The 19,551-nt window shown below is 54.9% G+C and carries 17 protein-coding genes, 2 tRNA genes and 1 pseudogene; 12 read left to right on the forward strand and 8 right to left on the reverse strand.

The annotated features are described in order from the left end of the window. The first annotated feature begins 91 nt into the window (after positions 1 to 91). Both ychF and Q0931_RS09245 read left to right on the forward strand, forming a co-directional pair. On the forward strand, positions 92 to 1,183 hold the full coding sequence (gene ychF / locus Q0931_RS09240; RefSeq protein ID WP_299259551.1) for a redox-regulated ATPase YchF: 1,092 nt from the start codon (positions 92 to 94) through the stop codon (positions 1,181 to 1,183). 61 nt (positions 1,184 to 1,244) lie between these two features. Then, a tRNA-Met gene (locus Q0931_RS09245) sits at positions 1,245 to 1,321 on the forward strand. A gap of 60 nt (positions 1,322 to 1,381) precedes the next feature. Here the strand turns inward: Q0931_RS09245 and Q0931_RS09250 are convergent. Beyond that, positions 1,382 to 2,689: a M18 family aminopeptidase gene (locus Q0931_RS09250; protein ID WP_299259553.1), complete on the reverse strand. Its 1,308-nt coding sequence runs from the start codon at positions 2,687 to 2,689 to the stop codon at positions 1,382 to 1,384. A gap of 140 nt (positions 2,690 to 2,829) precedes the next feature. On the opposite strand from Q0931_RS09250, the gene Q0931_RS09255 reads away from it, so the two are divergent. Continuing rightward, a complete protein-coding gene (locus Q0931_RS09255) occupies positions 2,830 to 5,034 on the forward strand; it encodes a carboxy terminal-processing peptidase (RefSeq protein WP_299259555.1) in 2,205 nt (734 codons plus the stop codon). Between the two features lie 27 nt (positions 5,035 to 5,061). Here the strand turns inward: Q0931_RS09255 and Q0931_RS09260 are convergent, their stop codons facing one another. The 7 genes and pseudogenes from Q0931_RS09260 to Q0931_RS09290 all read right to left on the reverse strand — a co-directional run bounded on the left by Q0931_RS09260 (position 5,062) and on the right by Q0931_RS09290 (position 10,910). Next, on the reverse strand, positions 5,062 to 5,256 hold the full coding sequence (locus Q0931_RS09260; protein ID WP_299259557.1) for a hypothetical protein: 195 nt from the start codon (positions 5,254 to 5,256) through the stop codon (positions 5,062 to 5,064). Positions 5,257 to 5,748: 492 nt separating this feature from the next. After that, positions 5,749 to 5,824 (reverse strand) — tRNA-Asn (locus Q0931_RS09265). Between the two features lie 267 nt (positions 5,825 to 6,091). Next, a complete protein-coding gene (locus Q0931_RS09270; RefSeq protein WP_149437408.1) occupies positions 6,092 to 7,045 on the reverse strand; it encodes a site-specific integrase in 954 nt (317 codons plus the stop codon). Further along, positions 7,038 to 8,822 (reverse strand): MobH family relaxase, encoded by a 1,785-nt coding sequence (mobH, locus tag Q0931_RS09275; protein WP_299259559.1) that lies wholly within the window; start codon positions 8,820 to 8,822, stop codon positions 7,038 to 7,040. The genes Q0931_RS09270 and mobH overlap by 8 nt, the downstream gene beginning before the upstream one ends. 774 nt (positions 8,823 to 9,596) lie before the next feature. After that, complete coding sequence (locus Q0931_RS09280) at positions 9,597 to 10,166, reverse strand: glycosyltransferase family 9 protein (protein ID WP_299259561.1); 570 nt, start codon at positions 10,164 to 10,166, stop codon at positions 9,597 to 9,599. Between the two features lie 151 nt (positions 10,167 to 10,317). Continuing rightward, positions 10,318 to 10,572 (reverse strand): annotated as a pseudogene (locus tag Q0931_RS09285) (chromate transporter); the annotation flags it as partial. 23 nt (positions 10,573 to 10,595) lie between these two features. Continuing rightward, positions 10,596 to 10,910 (reverse strand): PadR family transcriptional regulator, encoded by a 315-nt coding sequence (locus tag Q0931_RS09290; protein ID WP_035476263.1) that lies wholly within the window; start codon positions 10,908 to 10,910, stop codon positions 10,596 to 10,598. 106 nt (positions 10,911 to 11,016) lie between these two features. Between Q0931_RS09290 and Q0931_RS09295 the strand changes: the two genes are divergently transcribed. The 9 genes from Q0931_RS09295 to Q0931_RS09335 all read left to right on the forward strand — a co-directional run bounded on the left by Q0931_RS09295 (position 11,017) and on the right by Q0931_RS09335 (position 19,429). Then, on the forward strand, positions 11,017 to 11,493 hold the full coding sequence (locus Q0931_RS09295; protein ID WP_149437378.1) for a phosphatidylglycerophosphatase A: 477 nt from the start codon (positions 11,017 to 11,019) through the stop codon (positions 11,491 to 11,493). 189 nt (positions 11,494 to 11,682) lie between these two features. Further along, positions 11,683 to 12,348 carry a response regulator transcription factor gene (locus tag Q0931_RS09300; RefSeq protein ID WP_299259568.1) on the forward strand — a complete coding sequence of 222 codons (666 nt, stop codon included), beginning with the start codon at positions 11,683 to 11,685 and terminating at the stop codon, positions 12,346 to 12,348. After that, the gene (locus Q0931_RS09305) at positions 12,335 to 13,642 is read left to right on the forward strand and encodes a sensor histidine kinase (RefSeq protein WP_299259570.1); all 1,308 of its coding nucleotides are present in this window, start codon (positions 12,335 to 12,337) and stop codon (positions 13,640 to 13,642) included. Before Q0931_RS09300 ends, Q0931_RS09305 begins: the two co-directional genes overlap by 14 nt. 96 nt (positions 13,643 to 13,738) lie before the next feature. Further along, complete coding sequence (locus Q0931_RS09310; RefSeq protein ID WP_299259572.1) at positions 13,739 to 14,194, forward strand: DUF411 domain-containing protein; 456 nt, start codon at positions 13,739 to 13,741, stop codon at positions 14,192 to 14,194. Between the two features lie 100 nt (positions 14,195 to 14,294). Continuing rightward, positions 14,295 to 14,798: a plastocyanin/azurin family copper-binding protein gene (locus tag Q0931_RS09315; protein ID WP_299259574.1), complete on the forward strand. Its 504-nt coding sequence runs from the start codon at positions 14,295 to 14,297 to the stop codon at positions 14,796 to 14,798. 63 nt (positions 14,799 to 14,861) lie between these two features. Further along, positions 14,862 to 16,856 (forward strand): copper resistance system multicopper oxidase, encoded by a 1,995-nt coding sequence (locus tag Q0931_RS09320; RefSeq protein WP_299259576.1) that lies wholly within the window; start codon positions 14,862 to 14,864, stop codon positions 16,854 to 16,856. Further along, complete coding sequence (locus tag Q0931_RS09325; RefSeq protein WP_299259578.1) at positions 16,849 to 17,631, forward strand: copper resistance protein B; 783 nt, start codon at positions 16,849 to 16,851, stop codon at positions 17,629 to 17,631. The genes Q0931_RS09320 and Q0931_RS09325 overlap by 8 nt, the downstream gene beginning before the upstream one ends. 31 nt (positions 17,632 to 17,662) lie before the next feature. Continuing rightward, a complete protein-coding gene (locus Q0931_RS09330) occupies positions 17,663 to 18,217 on the forward strand; it encodes a cytochrome b/b6 domain-containing protein (RefSeq protein WP_299259580.1) in 555 nt (184 codons plus the stop codon). A gap of 798 nt (positions 18,218 to 19,015) precedes the next feature. Beyond that, positions 19,016 to 19,429 carry a hypothetical protein gene (locus Q0931_RS09335; protein WP_299259582.1) on the forward strand — a complete coding sequence of 138 codons (414 nt, stop codon included), beginning with the start codon at positions 19,016 to 19,018 and terminating at the stop codon, positions 19,427 to 19,429. Positions 19,430 to 19,551: the final 122 nt, after the last annotated feature.

Consider the following 19,551-nt stretch of genomic DNA (forward strand, 5'->3'; position numbering starts at 1 on the left):
GCGACCACGGCAACAGGTAAACTCCGCACCATCTCGACCCGCTCTGCGGATCGAATCAATAACATCGCCCTACATTGCAGGATGCACCTCCATGGGATTCAATTGCGGTATTGTCGGCCTCCCCAACGTGGGCAAATCGACCCTCTTCAATGCCCTGACCAAGTCAGGCATCGATGCAGAAAATTTTCCCTTCTGCACCATCGAACCCAATACCGGTATCGTGCCGATGCCGGACCCCCGCCTCGACCGACTCGCCGAGATCGTCAAGCCCGAGAAGGTCATCCCGACCACCATGGAATTCGTGGATATCGCGGGCCTTGTGGCCGGTGCCTCGAAAGGTGAAGGCCTGGGCAACCAGTTTCTGGCCAATATCCGTGAAACCGATGCGATCGCGCATGTGGTGCGCTGCTTCGATGACGACAATGTCATCCACGTCTCCAACCAGGTCGATCCACGCGCCGATATCGAGACCATCAATATCGAGCTGGCCCTGGCAGATCTGGATAGTGTTGAGCGCGGCATTCAACGCCTGGCGCGTGTGACAAAGGGCGGCGACAAGGAAGCACTGACCAGCAAGGCGCTGCTGGAGCGTATTCAGCCCCATGTCGCAGAAGGCCACCCTCTTCGCAGCTTCGGCCTTGATGATGAGGAAAAGAAGCTTTTAAAGGGGTTTGGATTTCTCACCCTCAAGCCCACCATGTACATCGCCAATGTTCATGAAGAAGGCTTTGACAACAATCCGCACCTGGACGTGGTGCATGCCATTGCTGCTGAAGAAGGTGCCGTGGTGGTGCCGGTCTGTAACAAGATCGAGGCCGAAATTGCCGAGCTCGAGGAAGAAGAGCGCGCCATGTTCCTCGATGAACTGGGCATGGAAGAACCCGGCCTGGACCGCGTCATTCGCGCCGGCTATGGCCTTTTGGAGCTTCAGACCTATTTCACCGCAGGCGTCAAGGAAGTTCGCGCCTGGACGGTGCCGGTGGGCGCCACGGCCCCACAGGGTGCTGGCGTCATTCATACCGATTTCCAGAAGGGCTTCATCCGCGCCGAAGTCATCGCCTATGAAGATTTTGTAGGCCTTGGCGGCGAACAGGGCGCCAAGGAAGCCGGCAAATGGCGCCTGGAAGGCAAGGAATATGTGCTCAAGGACGGCGACGTGGTGCATTTTCGTTTCAACGTCTGAAAACGCCGGTGCGGGGCTTGACGCATTGACGGCCTTTGCGTAGTATGCGCTCGCGTTGAACGGCTACGTAGCTCAGCTGGTTAGAGCACATCACTCATAATGATGGGGTCCCCTGTTCGAATCAGGGCGTAGCCACCAGATACGAAAAAACGGCATCCTCGGATGCCGTTTTTTTATGCCTGTACTACAACAGGCTGCTCAGGCCAGATGCTCACGATTACAAAACGCCGTCAGTGCCCGGATCAGGTAATCGGGATCATGCGCCCCCGCCGTTTCACGAATGGAATGCATCGCCCACTGCGCCAGCCCGATATCCAGCGTGGGCACCCCGGTGCGGGTCGCCGTGAGAGGCCCGATCGTGGTACCACACGGCATATCGGCACGACTGACGAAAGTCTGCACCGGCACGTCCGCCTCACGGCATATCTCGCGAAAAAGCGCGCCGGTCGCGGCATTTGTGGCATAGCGCTGACTGGCATTAACCTTGATGACCGGCCCTCGATTGAGTGCGGGCTGATGATGTGCATCGTGCTTGTCGGGATAGCTCGGATGCACGGCGTGTGCATTGTCACAGGAAATCAGCCGCGATGACTGCAAAAGCCGGACACGCGCTTCGGCACCGCCCTCTCCCCGGGCTTCGACCAGACGTGCCACGACATCCCCCAGCAGCGTGCCCTGCGCGCCGCCGGTACTGCCACTGCCAATTTCTTCATGGTCGTTGGCAATGAAAAGCGCGCCCTGCGCGCCATCGCTTTCCATCAATGCACGCATGCCGCAATAGCACGACAGCAGATTATCCAGGCGCGCTGCGCTGATCATCTCGCCCTCAAGGCCCAGCTGCGAAGGCGGCTGTGCATCGTAAAAACTCAATTCATAATCAATGATGCCGATATCATCAGGGTCATATTGATCGGCCAACCAGCGCTTGAGCAGGGATTCGATCGAGGGCGGCGCTTGATCGGGGCCTGCCTGCCAGACAACCGGCGCCATTTGCGTCTGGGCATTGAGTGCCTTGCCCTGATTGACGTCGCGATCCAGATGGATGGCAAGACTCGGAATGATGGCGACCGGTTGATCGACCTGAAAAAGCCGCTCCTTGAGCTGCCCTTCGCCATCGCGCAGATACACCCGACCGGCAACGGCCAGATCACGATCAAACCAGGGCGCCAAAAGCGCACCACCATAAACCTCGACCCCCAGCTGCATCCACTGAGCCGACATCTGTACAGGCTGAGGTTTTAAACGCAGCGCCGGGCTGTCCGTGTGGGCGCCGATCATGCGAAGCGCCTCCAATGGCCCCTCGGGCAGCTGAAAGGCGACCAGAGCACCACCGGCACGCGTGCAGTAATAACGCTTGCCAGGCACAAGCTGCCAATGTTCGGTCTCATCCAGTGGCATGAAGCCCGCCCCCTCAAGACGCGACGCCATCCCCCTGACCGCATGCCAGGGTGTAGGGGAATACTTGAGGAAATTGAACAAATCAGTAATTGTCGAGGAATGAAACACGTAATTCTCCCATACTACCTATCGGTGATAAGCACGTCGGGCTGCTACAATGACGGCCCTGCCTGCTGACCTGCAACAGATCCTTTTAATCTCGTAATAACAGAATATAAAGTGTACATGAACCCGGGAGTGCTTCATTGATGAGCCTGTTTGCCCCAGCCCGCAATATTGCGGTGTTCGCTCTGTGCCTTTTGACTGCCCTGCCCGCAATGGGTGATGAGGCAATCAAGCCGACCGACGAGGGGCGACAGGCGTCTCGGGAAGTCATTCAATCACTGGAATATGGTCACTATGAACCTGTAACGCTCAATAATGGCTGGGCCGACAAGGTTTTCAGCCGCATGTTGAAGCTTCTGGATTCACAGCATGCCTATCTCACTCGCGAAGATATTGCCCAGTTCAGCGATCTGCGCACAGGCCTTGATGAAATGCTGGTGGAAGGTGATCTGGATCGCGTCTATGCATTCTATGATCTCTACCAGGCGCGCCTGGAAAGTCGACTGGAATGGCTGATCGACCGGCTCGAAAACCAGCCCGACTTCGACTTCTCCAGCAATGAACGCCTGCCGACCAATCTTGAAGACGCTGACTGGGCAGAAAGTCGAAGCGAGCTGGATGATCTCTGGCGCAGGCGACTCAAAAATGCGGCCCTGACCCTTTCACTGGCACCGGATACATCGCAGAATCAGCCAGTAGTGGATACCAGCGTGTTGTCCGAAATTGCTACCATCCCGGCTCAGGTCTCCGAGAGCGGCCCGAGCGCAGGCGATAGCGGCAAAACGATGTCCCCCGAGAAGATTGCCAAACAGCTGGCCGACCGTTACAAGAGCCAGCTGGCCCGCGTGAAACAGACCAACTCCGAAGATGTGCTGAGCATTGTTCTCAATGCCGCCACGGGCTCCATTGATCCGCACTCGGAATACCTTTCTCCCAGCCGGGGCCAATCCTTTGACATCCAGATGAAGCTTTCGCTGGAAGGTATTGGCGCCCTGCTCCAGCAGGACAGCGAATACGTTCGCGTTTCAAGTCTGGTGTCCGGTGGCCCTGCCGAGCGCAGCGGCCAGATCAAGCCGGCCGACCGCATTGTCGCCGTCGGTGATGGCGATAGTGGCGAAATGATCAGCGTTATCGGCATGCGCCTGGATGAAGTCGTTGAGCATATTCGTGGGCCGAAAGGCTCAAAAGTACGTCTGGAAATCATCCCGGCCAAAGCCGTTGATGTGACCCAGACCCGTACCATCGAGATCACGCGCGACACTGTCAGTCTGGAAGATCAGGCGGCCAGCAGCCGCGTTGTCGAGTCCCATCGCAATGGAGAAACCCATCGCGTTGGCGTTATCAAGGTACCGGCCTTTTATGTCGATTTTGATGCCTATCAGGCCGGCGACAAGAACTATCGCAGCTCGACACGCGATGTTGCCCAGCTGATTGAAAAGCTGAAAACACAAAACGTGGAAGGCATTGTGCTCGACATGCGTGGCAACGGTGGCGGCGCTCTGCAGGAAGCCAACTCGATGGTGGGCCTCTTCATCGATCGCGGCCCTACCGTTCAGGTTCGCGATGCCCGTGGACGCATCAGTCTTTATGGTGACACGGATCGCGGTGCTGCCTACGATGGCCCGCTGGCCGTGCTGGTTGACAGACTTTCTGCTTCCGCCTCGGAAATCTTTGCCGGCGCCATACAGGATTACGGCCGTGGCCTGGTACTCGGCAACCAGACCTTTGGCAAGGGAACGGTTCAGACGCTCAGCGACCTGAGCCACGGCGAGCTGAAGCTCACTCGTGCCAAGTTCTATCGAATCTCGGGAGAAAGCACCCAGCTGCGCGGCGTGGAGCCGGATATTGCCTTCCCCAGCCTAATCGACAAGGATGAAATCGGTGAAAGCGCGCTTGACTATGCGCTGGCATGGGATACGGTCCGTCCGGTCAGCTATCGCATGTACGGCGAACCCTGGCAATTTGTGGCGCAACTCAGGCAAAAACATGAGCAGCGCGCTCAACACAATCCCAACTTCCATTATCTGACGCGTGAAGCGCAGCTGGCCGAGCAATTCCAGGCTCAGAACAATACCGTCAGCCTCAATCGAGAACAGAGAAAGCGCGAAATGGAAGCGCAGGAAGCCGAGCAGCTGGCGCTTGAAAATCAGCGCCGCCGCGCACTGGATCTGCCGGAGATCGAGACATGGACCGATGCACGCGATGAAGCGCTGCAGGCCGGAGAAGATGCGGAGTCCGAATCCCCCATTCAGCAGGCGGCTCTGGATGAAAGTGCCGAGATTCTACTCGATTACGCCTTGCTGACCGACAAGGGTCGCAAGCCAGAAACCTCGCCCCCCCAGCCCTGAGACAGCCATGAAAAAGGACTAATCAGATTATGCTTGCCGCATGAGTTTTAATATTTTAACAGTATCCTGATGACTCATCCCATAACTCTGCATCAATGCTTCAAGCTCTTCAAGAAAGGCGGGTCTGGCAGGCTCCTGCTTGTCGAGACTTCTCAGCATCTCGCCAAGCTGATTATCAAGTGACCACTTGTCCTTGATGGACAGGTTTCTCTCGCGAGGCATTCTTTTACATTCCTGAAATTATTAATGTTGCGGATGGGCGCAATGCTGCCAAAGAAATAGATAAATAGTGCTGCTAACAAGCAAACGCTGCGCAAAGGATATCGACGCTTCACATCAATGCAAAGTGGCAGAGCAGTTCGAGGCCTGTTGATCAACGCCTGGATAAAAAGTCACTAATCGACCATAAATTGAATAATCCGGAATACAATTCATCCGAAATACAATTTTGGAAGTACCAACGGTAAAAGTCACTCTCGACCGCAGACGGATATTTCTTATAACAAACGTCATTTATTGAGTCAAACAAGAGCCGACAAGGTATTTCGAAAGGACGTCATTATCTCAAACCAAATAATGCCGATATAGCATCAGGGAAATGGCGACACATAGGGGTTGAATAAATTTGATCGAGGCGTCGAACTGAAAGGCGAAATCAGGAGAGATGATGCAAGTGCTTTATTACACTTTCTCTTGCCAAATCATGGCAAGTATTGGCTCCCTGAGCAGGACTCGAACCTGCGACCCAATGATTAACAGTCATTTGCTCTACCAACTGAGCTATCAGGGAACAACGAAGTATCAGATTTTTTGGCTCCCCGAACAGGACTCGAACCTGTGACCCAATGATTAACAGTCAGTTGGACTATTTGAGTCGGAAAAACCCGAAGTTTCAGTCGCTTAAGAAAAACATGCCTGATATGAAGTGCTGGCTAATTGCCTACCGCGCCTGCACTACATTGGCATCAGCAATCTTGGATTCCGAGGTGATCATTGTCAAGCTGCCCGCCGCAAGAACGAGCGGCCGTCTCTGGGCCGCCCTTTGCTCGCCTAAAATCTAGGGGCACCGACGTTGATTCAGCGCCTTCCTCATGGAGTCAACGCTAGGATGAACATACTCCATGGTTGTGCGCATACTAGAGTGGTCGAGGATCATTTGGGTGACTCGGATGTTACGATCAGGGTCTTCCATGAGGTCGGTCCCGAGAGTGTGCCTAAACCGATGTGGTGTGACCCGCGTGCCGCAAAACCCTGACAGCCTCTTAAAGAAATGCTCGACCTGATTTATGTCCATCTCCTTGCGCCGATGCCTACGTGAAAAGCGGTTTACGTTAAAAAGCTGATCTTCACGTTTGAAACCTTCACGATGCGCCGCAAGCATCAGCTTTGCAATGTAAGGGTACAAGCCATCTGCGATCGGCACTACGGACTCAGAATAGGTTTTGGATCCTTCAAACGAAGTCACTAAAATCATTCTCTTGAGATCAACGTCTTTGGCTTTAATATGGAGCAACTGATTCAACCTGATACCTGTGAAATAAAAAGCCTCAATAACAGTCTCCCAAAACCAAGCGGGATAGAGCTTCGATGGATCACCTTGCGCGGTTTCGAATCTACGGCATACATCCATGACCTCACGCACATACCTGATAGTATACGGCTGTAAGGTTTTCTTAGGCTTGCGAGGCTCCCTGACCCGCACCTGATTAAACGGATTTTCCTCGACCATTATGAGTTGATGCTTGATCCCAAAATTGTATAGTGCAGCCAGATGCCTCACATAATTATTCCAGCTAACCTCGACAATGCCACGTGGATTTTCCCTCGAACGCAATGCCACTTTACGCCAAGCGCATACTTTTTCTCTGGAGAGCATGCTCGGATAAGTTTCCTTTCCGAAGTGACGGCGAGCGGCTCTCACTGCTGAAGCATAGCTATCAACGGATTTCGGCTTGAGATGTGTGTCGGCACAGTACCTGCTCAGCAACTCCATAAAAGACACATCATTCATTCGTTTCGTCCTTATCGACTTGGTGTGGAATTAAAGTCAATACCCAATTGTCAGGCGGTATCCGTTGACTCACTTCTCGCGGATCCTTGATCAAGTAACCCTTCAGCAGTCGGGTCTTGTTCGGCCCCTCGACGGAAACGTTATGAATGTTTTGTCCCTGGCTTCTGATATGCAAACCCAGCTTTTGGAAGCGCTTTTGAACTAACTTCCACTGTTCTTCATCACCAAGCTCTTTGGTGCTAAAGCGCTTGAATATGCCGGGACTGACCAGAAAATAGGTGCCTTCCACGACATGGATGGGCGCCTTAGTGTCATTGATGACGATGGAGTGATCCGTGCCCCCCATCTTCAACCACTGCCAGAACCGCTCACCGAGGTCCGAATTATTATTAACCCCCCGTGTACTCGACTTTGGTCGAGAACCGACATTTTTATCAGATCTAGATGAATTTGGCTCGGCCGAGCTTTCTTGCCCAGCGGCATTAGCGCTCTGAAGCTGGTCCGAAACTATCTCCGGCTCAGGATTCACCTCTGGAAAAAGTGTCATGATGTCGTCGTCCAGAGTGTCATTGACGGTGTCAGTCTGAGAAGAAGGCTGTGAGTCGGTGGTTCGCGGCGGCAGCATCTTGCCAGCCCGTGGCTTGTTCTCTGTGATCGATTCCGATTTGGTTACTGCCACATCTTCTGAGGACGACTTATCTACTGTTACTGCACCTTCACCTCTGATCGTGATTTTCCCTCGAAAAGGGGCTGGCTTATCCTCTACCCCCCAGATCAAAGTTGGGGGCACCTTGATCATGTTGAAGGACTGTCTCCAGTCCCCTTCCACGATCTCGCACTTCCACACCGATTTCCCCTCGGTGACTTCCTCGATCAGCCCATGTGACTGCAGCTCACCGTAGAGCCTGTTGAGGTCTCTTGGGATGCTCTTAACGCCCTGAGCATATAGGTGTGCTTTCAGTTCATTGACCGCACGCGGTGAAACCAGCCAGAGAGCCTCTTCAGTCAGCCAAGCGACTTCGCCCTTCTTATTGAGCTTGAACTGCTCCTTGACCATCCACCGCAGGCCTTCTGCCAGCTTTCTCTGGATGGACTCCACCGGGGCAGAAAGAGCCTGAAGCGGATCGCCTCCCAGAGCCTTGGCGACACTGGCGCGATCCGCCTGGTGAATCAGCTGCGCAACGATCCCGCCTCGCTCGGTGTGCCCTGCGATGGTGTACATGAACAGCGCAAAAAGCTTGGGCTGCGTCATCATCCAGTCGAGCACCTTCGCCCCAAGGACTCGTTCGCATAACAACGGATTAACCGCCGCGTGAAGGTGATACTCCCGTCCAGCTCGGTACCTGACGCGATAAGGCGCAGGAATGGGGCCGTGCCACAGCCTCCATTCCTGCCCATCCTCAAGATGAATTTCAATGTCGACCAGCGTCTTGGCTACGTCGTGCATGAGTGCACCGTAGATGACGGCCGCACTCCAAAGCTCACCTGCTGAACTTTGATCCTCGGGCTTTGCTCCGGGTGGCAGGAGATGACGCTGACGTAGACGCAGTTCGTAGCAGGCCATCTCCAGGGCATGATCCAGCATACCCCCTGGATAGGCGTGGTGATGTGATTCCGAGGCAGGGAGCAGTTGGACCAGCTTGGCATACCGGCAGATCGGTTCAAGGAGGTACTCGTCAAAGACCCTCTGGGTCAACGATGTCGCATCCCATAGCATTCTGACCATCTGCTGGCGGCGTGGAGTATCGAGCAGTTCCCCACCGCTAAACGGCTGCATGAAGCCTTGCGACGGCCTAGCTTTCTGGGTGGGTCTTGAGAACAAACGCCGTAGCATTGGTGATCCCTGTCGAATTGCGTGAGCGACAGGTATGACAGGAAGCCAGCAACAGACAAAGCAGAAACGTTAATTCTACCGCGCCGGCTTTCTCTAGCCCATTGCCATGCAACGTCTTGGCAGTGAACAAGGGGATCGCGTATAAGACGTTATCGCTATTCTGATGCAGCACAAACTAGATCATAGATACTGATAGGTAACACCCATTCCTGCTAGCGCAAGGATTTGCGTCGAGAGTCTCGATCAGTCATCGGATAATTGATTTCACATCCAAATCCAGTAGACCTCTCCCGAGTGAGCTTGAAGAAAAATATTCACATCACATGAAATAAAAAGTAGAAATCGGCGCATCACCCAAAAACAATCACCCAATTAATTTAAAGGGCATTAAATGCAGGCAGGCGGATAAAAAACGGGCAACCTTACACTATTACCATGAGGAACGCCAAACTCGAACCAACCACATAGCTTCAGCCAAGCCTTGAAAACGCAAACTTCGCATCATTGGAAACGAAATGGATTTTAACAACTACCCAGCAGCATCCTTCGATCCAGCATATGCTCTTTTCTTGCCCGGTCGGACTGAATAATAGGGTTCCCCGACAGCACCGCAACAACCTCTGTCGGTGTTGGACGAAAGAGAGTCTTATCGGCGATTCCCTTAGGGCAAAACTTACGCGACTTATCGGTATTAAGTAGGGCGATCACAGGTACTCCTTAAGCCGTGGCCATGTGCATAGGCCCCGTGTCCGGCGTAATCAATGTGATTACATGAGATAGCACAGCCGCAAATTCTCGAATAGGCATCAAGGGCAATATTTGACCCGGGGGGCCACAACACTGTTCCAAGTGCTGACGATAATGTTCCTCTTCGGGACCCACCATTACCACATAATTCTCTCCTGTCATATTGAGCTCTCGAATCTGCGCCTGCCAGAAAATTAGTGGCAATCGTTTATCGAGATGACCGCCGACGAATACTCCGGCAACGCCGCCCTCAGACGAATGCTTAAAAAGCTCTTTGGCCCTAGCATGTTCTTTTTCACTAACGACCATCCACGGCAATGATTCGCAATGTAAACCTAGAGAGTGTGCAATAGCGCTAGGTAGTTCATATGCGTGACTGGTTTTTCCTTCGATAAGCCAATCATAGGTATTCTGCAAGCGCCCTTTTTGACCCAATGTTTTCTTTGCGCCACAAAGGTGCGTAAAGGCCCAGCTGGTTAAAGATCCTTCTCCAATCTGGATTGCCAAGTCGTAGTTCTCTCTACGTAGCTCCCAAATCATGCGCAAAAAAAGCCAAGGCCGATACGAGAAAGTTCGACTGTAGGCATGATAACTTGAGATACCGATTCCTGAAAACAGCTGGACTGTCGTATCGGTACCCAGATAGTCTATTCGGATTTCCGGTTTATTTTTCGAAAATGCCTCAGCCAGCCGCGCCCCAGGGGCCGGCGCGCATCAGCCCTAAAGCGAATCCCACCTGACTACTGGCGGGCCCAGGTAGAAACTGGCAGAGCGTCACCAGGTCTGCGTACGCTTGTTCAGAAAGCCAGCGGCGTCGCTCTACGAACTCGCTGCGAAAGTAACCCAGGTGAGCGATGGGACCACCAAAGGAAGTCAAGCCCAGCAACAGAAAGGCCGCGAAGACCTCTCTAATAAGTCCGGCAGGGCGTGGTGTCTGATTCTCCATCCGGGCTCCTTGCCATGGCTCTCTTACAAGGGACTGTCGTCTTTTAAGGCCTCGCCGGACAGCTCTCTCAGCTGGCGTTTGGCCGTTTCAAGCCCTTCTCGACCTAGATCGGTCGCGCGATAGAACTTACGGCGAACGCTACCCTGATGCGCTTCGCGGGAGATCAGGTATCCCCTGTTCTCCATCGAGTGCAGCATGGGATAAAGAGTGCCGGGGCTCAGTCGATAGCCGTGACGCGCCAGCTCATCGATCATCCATTGTCCGTTGATTTCATGCTCGGCGGCATGTTGAAGGACGTGTAGTCTGACCAGGCCCACGAGCAAGTGATGATGCTTCATTGTATTGACTTCCGGTCTACCGAAAACGAAGATCGATATCGACTTTCGTTTTAGCAAGTCTTGCTCCTGATCGCAAGCCAACCCCCTCCTCTCATGGATTAGACAGATGTTGATAGAGAATGCGGTCTTGCTGGTAGCGACCGGCTTTGGCCTGGGATGGATATCCTGGGCACCGGGGACAATCGGGTCGCTGATCGGTGTGCCGTTGGCCTGGTGGCTGACACATCACTCGCCGCAACGCCGGGTTGTCATTCTGTCGGTACTGCTGGTCACGGCAGTGCCAATTTGTCATTGGGCTTCAATCTGGCTCGGCGGCGGAGATCTCTCCCAGATCGTCGCCGATGAGTACCTGGCGTTTCCGATCGCCATGCTCGGAATCACGGTGGCGCGCCGTGCCTGGACGATGGGAGTGGCGTTCGTGTTATATCGGCTGTTCGATGTCACCAAGCCATTGCCCATTGGCTATAGCGAAGCCATCGGTGGCGGCTTGGGTATCGTGCTGGATGACGTTATGGCGGCATTCTTTGCATGTATTGTGCTCTTTGTGGGGCTTACCCTGTGGCACCGATGGCATTCCAGGTGAAGCGATGATCCTGCCACCGTCACGCAAAAAACGGTCGATCGAAATGCCTGAGATGTGGCTTCGGGGAGGCGTCAGTTGAATGAACACCGAATTGGGATAAATCACGATATCCGGCGCCTTCCGGATTTTCAGGAACCATTCAGGAACCGGCTGTATCTTCGGCAAACAGATTCAGTCTCTCGATGAGCCATGAGAATATTACTGGTAGAAGATGATGAGCTGTTGGCGGAAAGTTTGGCAGAGCTTCTAGATGATGCTGGCTACCGCACCGACATTTCACCTAGTAGCCTATCGGCGTCCGCACTCTCGGCGAGCGAGGAGTACACGCTGGTCATTCTGGACCTTGGTTTGCCGGACGGCTCCGGGCTGAATCTCCTCGCCGACTGGCGGGGCGCCAAGTGGTCTGTGCCGATACTGATTCTGACCGCAAGAGATAGCTGGATGGATAAGGTCGAAGGGCTTCGCGCCGGCGCCGACGACTACCTCACCAAGCCTTATCATGAGGAAGAGTTGCTGGCCCGCCTGCAGGCCTTGTTGCGTCGTCGAGGTAGTCATTTTTCCTTCCTCTTGGAGATCAACAATCTTCGGCTCGATGAGGCACGCCAGCAGTTCAGTGTGGATCACCAGGAGTGGCAAACACTCACCTCCACCGAATTTCGGCTTCTGCGCTACCTGATGCGCCACCCTGATCGCGTTCACTCCAAGCGACACTTGCTCGAACAACTTTACGCGCTCGAGCAGGATGCTGCGGCTCCCAATCTCGTCGAGGTCTATATCGGCAGACTACGTCACCGGCTCGGACGTGAGCGCATCGTGACGCGCCGTGGTGAGGGGTACATGCTTGTCTCGGTTTAGCCGGCGAAGCCTACGCCTCCGGTTGCTGGGTAGCCTGGGCATTGCGGCGCTGGTCGTCGTCGGGAGTACCTGGGTACTGCATGGCTTGCTGCTGGACCAGTTGGCACGGAATTTTCTCGCCGATCGCTTACAGCAGGAATCCGAACTGGTCGTGCGCCGATTGCGACTCGAGGGCCCGGGTGCCCTGTCGCTGCCACCTGATTCCAGCCCCGCCGAAACCTTTCACCACTTCTATCAGCTGCGGACCAACGGCCGTGTCTACGCGACTCACGATGCGCTCGAGACATTGCCGGCCGGGGATACAGAAGGCGCACAACTCTTGCAGTGGCGCGATCATCGACTGCTGCTGTGGCGAACCCGATTGATGCTTGCCGGCGAACCCGCCACATTGACGGTCGGCGAAGACTTCGCCGGCATCGAGCGAGGACTGACACGCCTTCACTGGTGGATCGGTGCAGCGGCCATGGTACTGCTGTTGCTGTTGATACTGCTCAACCTATTCGCGGTCAATCATGCTTTACGCCCGTTCGGGCGGCTATCGCGCCAGCTCATCGAGCTGCAACGCGGCGAGCGCCGGCGCCTGGACATCAAAACCGTCTCCGAGCTGAAAGCCCCCATCGCTCAACTCAATACCCTTCTCGACGAACATGAACGTCGTCAGCAGCGCTCGCGGGAGTCACTGGCCAACCTTTCTCACGCGATCAGGACGCCACTAACGGCGGTCATGCAAGCCCTTCGCTCAAAACGAGCCCTGGATGATCAACGTCGTATGCAGATTCTGGCTCGTCTCGACGACATCGATGAAAAACTGGAGAGCGAACTACGCCATTCGCGTATCGCCGGCCAGTCTACAGGACAGCAACATACCGGCATGGCAGAAGTCATTTCCATGCTGGAAATGTTTCGTACCCTCTACCCCGATCGCGTCTTCGTTCTCGATGACACCGCCGTTGTCGATTTCCGGATACCGCTGGAGCGTCAGGACGGCATGGAGATGCTGGGTATCGTGCTCGACAACGCCGGGAAGTGGGCGCGCCGACGCGTCGAGCTTACGCTACTCCACACGCCCTATTGCCTAAGGCTCGAGGATGATGGCCCGGGGGTGCCGGATATCATGCTCGAGCGCCTGGGCCAGCGAGGCGTCAGGCTCGATGAACAACATCGTGGACACGGCCTGGGGCTCTCCATTCTGTCACAGCTCACCGAACGCTACGGCGGTCGTGTGACCTATGGCCGTTCACGACTGGGCGGGCTGCGGGTCGAAATCACGTTACACCCTGGCTCGGCACCGTGAAGATACTTTTCTCGTTTTGGCGGATCCATTCAGCCTCTTTTCAGCTTACCCACGTTTACTGTTGGCGAAGGCTCATGAACGCTCCGGAGATTCGTCATGCCAAGCAGAAACATCGCATTGTTGTTATCCGCAACATTCATGCTGGGTGCCCAAGTGGCCCACGCTTCACTGCCCGACCAGGCGACACTCTATAAAAGCCCTTCCTGCGGTTGCTGTGCCGCTTACGGCGATTATCTGAAGGAACGTGGTGTCGATGTCAAAGTCGTGGAAACCACCAACCTCGGCGAAATCAAAGAACGCCTTGACCTTCCTCATGGACTCGGGAGCTGCCACACCCTCGAGATGGGGGGCTACGTTGTCGAGGGCCATGTCCCCGGCGCAGCGCTCGATCGGCTTTTTGCCGAACGTCCAAGCGTTCGCGGTATAGCCCTGCCCGGCATGCCGGCTGGCACACCGGGGATGCCCGGCGATCAGGTTCGGGCCTTGAACGTGCATCAGTTCGACGGTAACGAAACTCAAGTGTTCATGACCCTGCCGATATCGGCAGGTTGATTCTGGCACCCGGCAATCTGGTTTTGGTATCCGCCGGCCTCGATCAGCGGGCGAAAACATCATTTTTAAATATCCTTTCTCATAACAGCGGAGCTTTTTGATGAAATTTCTGTTTTTGCTTTTTACCCTTGCTGCTGTCACCACCTCGGCACTGGCAGACACCGGCCACGGTCAGTCACAAAAAAAAGAGCCCGAACCCAGTCGGACGATCGATATTCAGGCCGGCGGCATGTGGTTCGACCCTGATGAACTGCAGATCGAGCCGGGCACGACGGTACGTTTTCGCATCGAGAACGTTGCCATGATCCCTCATGAGTTCACCATCGGTAACAGCCGCATGCAGCAGATGCACCGCGAGATGATGCAACAGGGCGGCGACCACCATGGCGCTGAAGGCAACGGCAACATGATGAGCGATCATCACGACGGCATGATGGATCACGGTGAGACCCAAAGCGCAGCCGTCACCATAGCGCCGGGCGAGACCGAGACACTGATTTGGACCGCGCCCGAGCAGGGCGACGTCATCGAGTACGCGTGCTTCCTTCCCGGCCATTACGAAGCCGGGATGAAAGGAACCGTCACCTTGAATTCGAACGCTTGAACCTTGGTCATGCGCACCGCACGCGCTCCTAGGTGATCTCACGCACGTTGGGGAATGAAATCCATGAAACATCGCTCGATCGATAATGATCGTCGTCGACTTCTGATCGCACTGGCCGGAACCGGCGCCCTGGCAGGACTGGAGTCACTGCTACCCAGCTATGCCCGAGGCGAGGCGCTCTCTTCGCAGAGTGGGGTCGCGGCGCTGGTTGCGGGCGGCTCGCCCCGCCCTGTCTCGCTGGATCTCGACGTGCGTCGAGAACGGGTTGCCATCGCCGGTGGCCATGGCAGCGGTATCACCATCAATCGTTCGATTCCCGCGCCGCTAATCGAACTATGGGAGGGGCAGACCGCACGCCTGCGCATTCACAACCATCTCGATGAAGATACCTCTATTCATTGGCATGGTTTGCTCTTGCCGTTCGAGATGGATGGCGTGCCAGGTGTGTCGTTCCCCGGCATCGCACCTGGCGAAAGTTTTGAGGCGGCATTCCCCGTGCGCCAGAGCGGCACCTATTGGTATCACAGCCACTCCGGCATGCAGGAGCAGATCGGTCTGACCGGCCCGCTCGTCGTGCACCCTGCAGCCCCCCATCGGATACAGGTCGATCGCGAATACGTGATCATGCTCAACGACTGGACCTTTGAAGATCCGCATAGAGTGATGGCACGGCTGAAAAGTCAAAGCGACTACTACAACTACAACGAACGCACGGCGAGCGATTTTTTCGAGGCCGTGGAGAAGCATGGTTGGAAAGCCACGCTACAAGACCGTCTGGCGTGGAACAATATGCGCATGAGTCCCAGAGACATTGCCGATGTGACAGGGTCGACGTACACCTACTTGATGAACGGCCGTCATCCGGCGGCTGGCTGGGAAGGACTCTTTCAACCGGGAGAGAGGATACGGCTGCGGGTCATCAATGCCTCGGCAATGACCTACTTTAACTTCCGCATTCCCGGCCTGGCCATGACGGTGGTAGGCGCCGACGGCGAGGAAGTGGAGCCGGTAGAAACCGACGAGTTTCAGATCGGTGTCGCAGAAACCTATGACGTTATCATCGAGCCGCGAGCAGACACTGCCTACACGCTGATGGCGGAATCAATGGACCGCAGTGGTTTCGCCTTGGGCACTTTGGCGCCTCGCGCTGGCATGCGCGCGGCGGTACCCCCGTTGAGAGAGCCACCGCAGCGCACGATGGTGGATATGGGTATGGATATGTCGCACGGCGCCATGGGCGGCATGGCCGCCGGTGAGATGAGTGGCATGAGCGATGGCAGCATGTCGATGAACCACGGCTCCATGAATGGCATGGGCGATGGTGGCATGTCGGGTATGAACCACGGCTCCATGAATGGCATGAGCGATGGTGGCATGTCGGGTAGGAACCTCGGCTCCATGAATGGCATGGGCGATGGCAGCATGTCGGGTATGAATCACGCCGGCGGCAACCACAACGCCATGGCCGGAATGGCCGGAATGGCCGGAATGGGCGCAGAGGATGCCGGCCCGGTCGTGGCACGCCATGAGCAAGGCGGCCACGGACCCGGCAACATCAACGTCGCCGAGGTTCAGCGCAACCGGCTCGGTGAACGTGGGACCGGTCTCGAGACTGTCGATCATCGCGTGCTCACCTATAGTCAGCTACGCAACATCAAGCCCATCCGCGACCGACGCCCGCCGTCACGCACGATCGAGCTGCACCTGACCGGCAATATGGATCGCTACATGTGGTCATTCGACGGCGTGAAGTATTCCGACGCCGAGCCAATCGACATCGTGCTGGGAGACCGTATTCGTCTGGTGCTGGTCAACGACACCATGATGGAGCATCCCATCCACCTACATGGCATGTTCATGGAGCTGGAGAACGGACAGGGGGAACACCTACCGTTCAAACACACGCTCAGCGTCCTGCCGGCCTCGCGTGCGTCATTACTTCTCACTGCCGATGAACCGGGTCGCTGGGCTTTCCACTGCCATTTGTTGTACCACATGGATGCCGGGATGTTCCGGGTAGTCAGAGTCGCTCCGGCGGAGGCGTTCGACAATGTTTAACAGCAAATTCACCTGTCGCGGAACACTCCTCCTCGCGGCTCTATGCTTGCCAGTCGCCGCTATCGCCGACAACCATGGCCGTGCCAATGTGGACGAAGTCGTCCCTGGCGGGCCTCTGAACGCCCACAGCGGCTCTCCCGCCGAGTGGAACGAACCGGTACACGATGACGCGCTGTTCAGCCAGATACTCCTGGATCGGTTCGAGTATCGCGACACAAACGGCGCCCCCAACGCCTGGCTGTGGGATGCCCAAGGCTGGATTGGAAACGACATCAACCGTTTCTGGTGGAAAAGCGAGGGAGAAGGGCCAATCAATGGAGGAAGTCCCGAAAGCAGCGATCTTCAGTTGCTCTATAGTCGCGCAATAACCTCGTTCTGGAACTTGCAGACGGGCGTGCGTCAAAGCTTCAATCCAGACCCTGATCGACGCTTCGCTGTCGTTGGCTTTCAGGGCCTGGCACCTTTGATGATGGAAACCGACACTGCGTTATTCGTCAGTGACGAGGGTGATGTCAGCGCTAGCACCGAATTTGAATATGAAATGCTCATCACTCAACGACTGATTCTTCAGCCTCGGCTGGAGCTCTCGGCATCGCTTCAAGATGTGCCGCAATATAACCTGGAGCAAGGCCTCAACAGCAGCGAGGTTGGGCTGAGGCTAAGTTATAGCCTGATACGGGAGATCAGCCCTTACGTGGGGATCAGTCATGAACGCAATTACGACGAGGATGAATCGACTACTGCATGGGTAGTGGGGCTGCGAGCCTGGTACTGAGTCTCTCTTGTGGGGAGGAGGAAGCATCACGATGGCATTTTTACCCGTGAAGGACACACCTGATCGCTACGGCAGAATCAGCCGATGGTTACACTGGGGAATCGGCGCACTGCTGCTTTGGCAACTTGGCGGGATGGCAGCAAAAATATTGTGGGGACACCCCCAGTGGGTACAAGCCTGGCTTTCGACCCATCAACCCCTGGGCACGCTGTTGATGGGCTTGATTGTACTTCGCGCACTTTGGGCACTGTTCAACTTACGCCACCGCCCGGCTCACGTCGGCAAGTTGGCCAAAATCGCGACTTTTTCGCACTTATTGCTCTATCTGCTAATGCTGGGAATACCGGCTCTCGGGCTCTACATGACCTGGCTCGGTGGTCAGCCATTCGCACCTTTCGGCATACCTCTATTCGACGGCCAAAGCGCCCAGGGCCCTCGGATGATGCTGGCTCGTCAGTGGCATGTCTGGCTGGGCTGGGCCCTGCTGGCACTGATTGTCGGTCATGCCGGTATGGCACTGCTTTGGCACGGTCTGATACGCCGTGATGGAACTCTTAGCCGCATAGCCGGGGCCCGGCGCCGCTGATCTAGCGTCAGTTCGAAGCAAGATTTCGGAAATATTCGGATGAAATAATTGGTGAAGCTCCCTGTTTTCCAATCTTTTGATCTTCTTGAAGAGTCGATGGATCGGACCGAAAATACTTGTTGGACTCAGGGAGACTCATGCTGGAAACCATGAATGCCGTCTCATCGTCATAGGTGTGACGTATCCATCGGGGTTTGAGGGATTCTAGTCGGTGTCCTTTATAATTCGATAGCTTGCATATGGATCCCCCGCGATCGTGTTAGACAGCACGGCCTTCCCCGATCCTTATGTTCGTCGAAATGCAGCTATCATTCGGAAACCGGAAGATCCACTCACCAAATACGCTAACCAGTGCCAGCTCTGCTGGCCGGTTCTGCAAGATTTATCTGCTGGCAACACGGCATCCCTCTACCAGCCATAGAAGTATCATTTCCTATACACCAAACCTGTTCAGGCGTTTTAAACACCGCTAGTGGCCTCGACCTTCGAGCAGATTCGAGAAACGCTCGGAATACAGAGAAGCGATAAAGAAACAGAGTTTAACATAAGTGGTGCTTTCAAAGGTCTGACGAGGTGTAGTGGCATGAACATCTGAAGATCTATCTAATTTGGCGGGAGGGTTGCGATGCAATAGAACAAGCAGAACCGCAAAGTAAACATTCATTTAGTGCAATAGACTTACGCCACCCCATTACCGGATTCGCTTTTCAAGTTCATCCATAAATATTCGTATTATTTTCAGCTCCAGTTCAGATTCGTCACACATACTTAGACTGTACCAACTTTTAGGAGATTGTCATGAACCGTGGAATTCAAGCATTGACCTTAGCGCTTGCCGTGGCTATTACAGCCCCCGCCTTTGCGGCTCCAGGACATCAAGATACAGCGAACAAGATATTACAAGAGGGTATCTCTTCTACCCAGCAGTTAGCGAGCACCTCCGTTCGCTACCAAGTCCCGGTTAATCGCGCTGGGAAGCTTTACTTAAGCAGCGAACACCTTGCCGGCGATTCAGGCCAACCAATGGTAATCAAAGCTGCATTATATAACTCTGCTGATCAGCTACTAGCTAGCGACACTGACAACAGAGGACACTTCATGATCACCGAGGACGTAACACCGGGGCAGTATTACCTTGAGATAAAAGGTTCTGCACTGGGCAGTGTCAACGAGTCAAACAGTCGTTACAATATACACATGGGGTTTGAATAACCAACAGAAAAACAATAACCAAATCAACGCACCAGGCCCTAAACAAATGGCTTGGCCGTCACGTTATTTGGTAAATTCTTTTGCAAAATAACAGTCAAAAAAGTATCCATGTACGTGATGCA

This window comes from uncultured Kushneria sp. (genome assembly GCF_947497025.1).
Taxonomy (GTDB): Bacteria; Pseudomonadota; Gammaproteobacteria; order Pseudomonadales; family Halomonadaceae; genus Kushneria.

Excerpts from the sequence above, each read along its gene's own strand:
- ychF (WP_299259551.1), top strand. The coding sequence starts at position 92 with ATGGGATTCAATTGCGGTATTGTCGGCCTCCCCAACGTGGGCAAATCG.
- Q0931_RS09255 (WP_299259555.1), top strand. The coding sequence starts at position 2,830 with ATGAGCCTGTTTGCCCCAGCCCGCAATATTGCGGTGTTCGCTCTGTGC.
- Q0931_RS09260 (WP_299259557.1), bottom strand. The coding sequence starts at position 5,256 with ATGCCTCGCGAGAGAAACCTGTCCATCAAGGACAAGTGGTCACTTGAT.
- Q0931_RS09270 (WP_149437408.1), bottom strand. The coding sequence starts at position 7,045 with ATGAATGATGTGTCTTTTATGGAGTTGCTGAGCAGGTACTGTGCCGAC.
- mobH (WP_299259559.1), bottom strand. The coding sequence starts at position 8,822 with ATGCAGCCGTTTAGCGGTGGGGAACTGCTCGATACTCCACGCCGCCAG.
- Q0931_RS09280 (WP_299259561.1), bottom strand. The coding sequence starts at position 10,166 with ATGATTTGGGAGCTACGTAGAGAGAACTACGACTTGGCAATCCAGATT.
- Q0931_RS09290 (WP_035476263.1), bottom strand. The coding sequence starts at position 10,910 with ATGAAGCATCATCACTTGCTCGTGGGCCTGGTCAGACTACACGTCCTT.
- Q0931_RS09295 (WP_149437378.1), top strand. The coding sequence starts at position 11,017 with ATGTTGATAGAGAATGCGGTCTTGCTGGTAGCGACCGGCTTTGGCCTG.
- Q0931_RS09300 (WP_299259568.1), top strand. The coding sequence starts at position 11,683 with ATGAGAATATTACTGGTAGAAGATGATGAGCTGTTGGCGGAAAGTTTG.
- Q0931_RS09310 (WP_299259572.1), top strand. The coding sequence starts at position 13,739 with ATGCCAAGCAGAAACATCGCATTGTTGTTATCCGCAACATTCATGCTG.
- Q0931_RS09315 (WP_299259574.1), top strand. The coding sequence starts at position 14,295 with ATGAAATTTCTGTTTTTGCTTTTTACCCTTGCTGCTGTCACCACCTCG.
- Q0931_RS09320 (WP_299259576.1), top strand. The coding sequence starts at position 14,862 with ATGAAACATCGCTCGATCGATAATGATCGTCGTCGACTTCTGATCGCA.
- Q0931_RS09325 (WP_299259578.1), top strand. The coding sequence starts at position 16,849 with ATGTTTAACAGCAAATTCACCTGTCGCGGAACACTCCTCCTCGCGGCT.
- Q0931_RS09330 (WP_299259580.1), top strand. The coding sequence starts at position 17,663 with ATGGCATTTTTACCCGTGAAGGACACACCTGATCGCTACGGCAGAATC.
- Q0931_RS09335 (WP_299259582.1), top strand. The coding sequence starts at position 19,016 with ATGAACCGTGGAATTCAAGCATTGACCTTAGCGCTTGCCGTGGCTATT.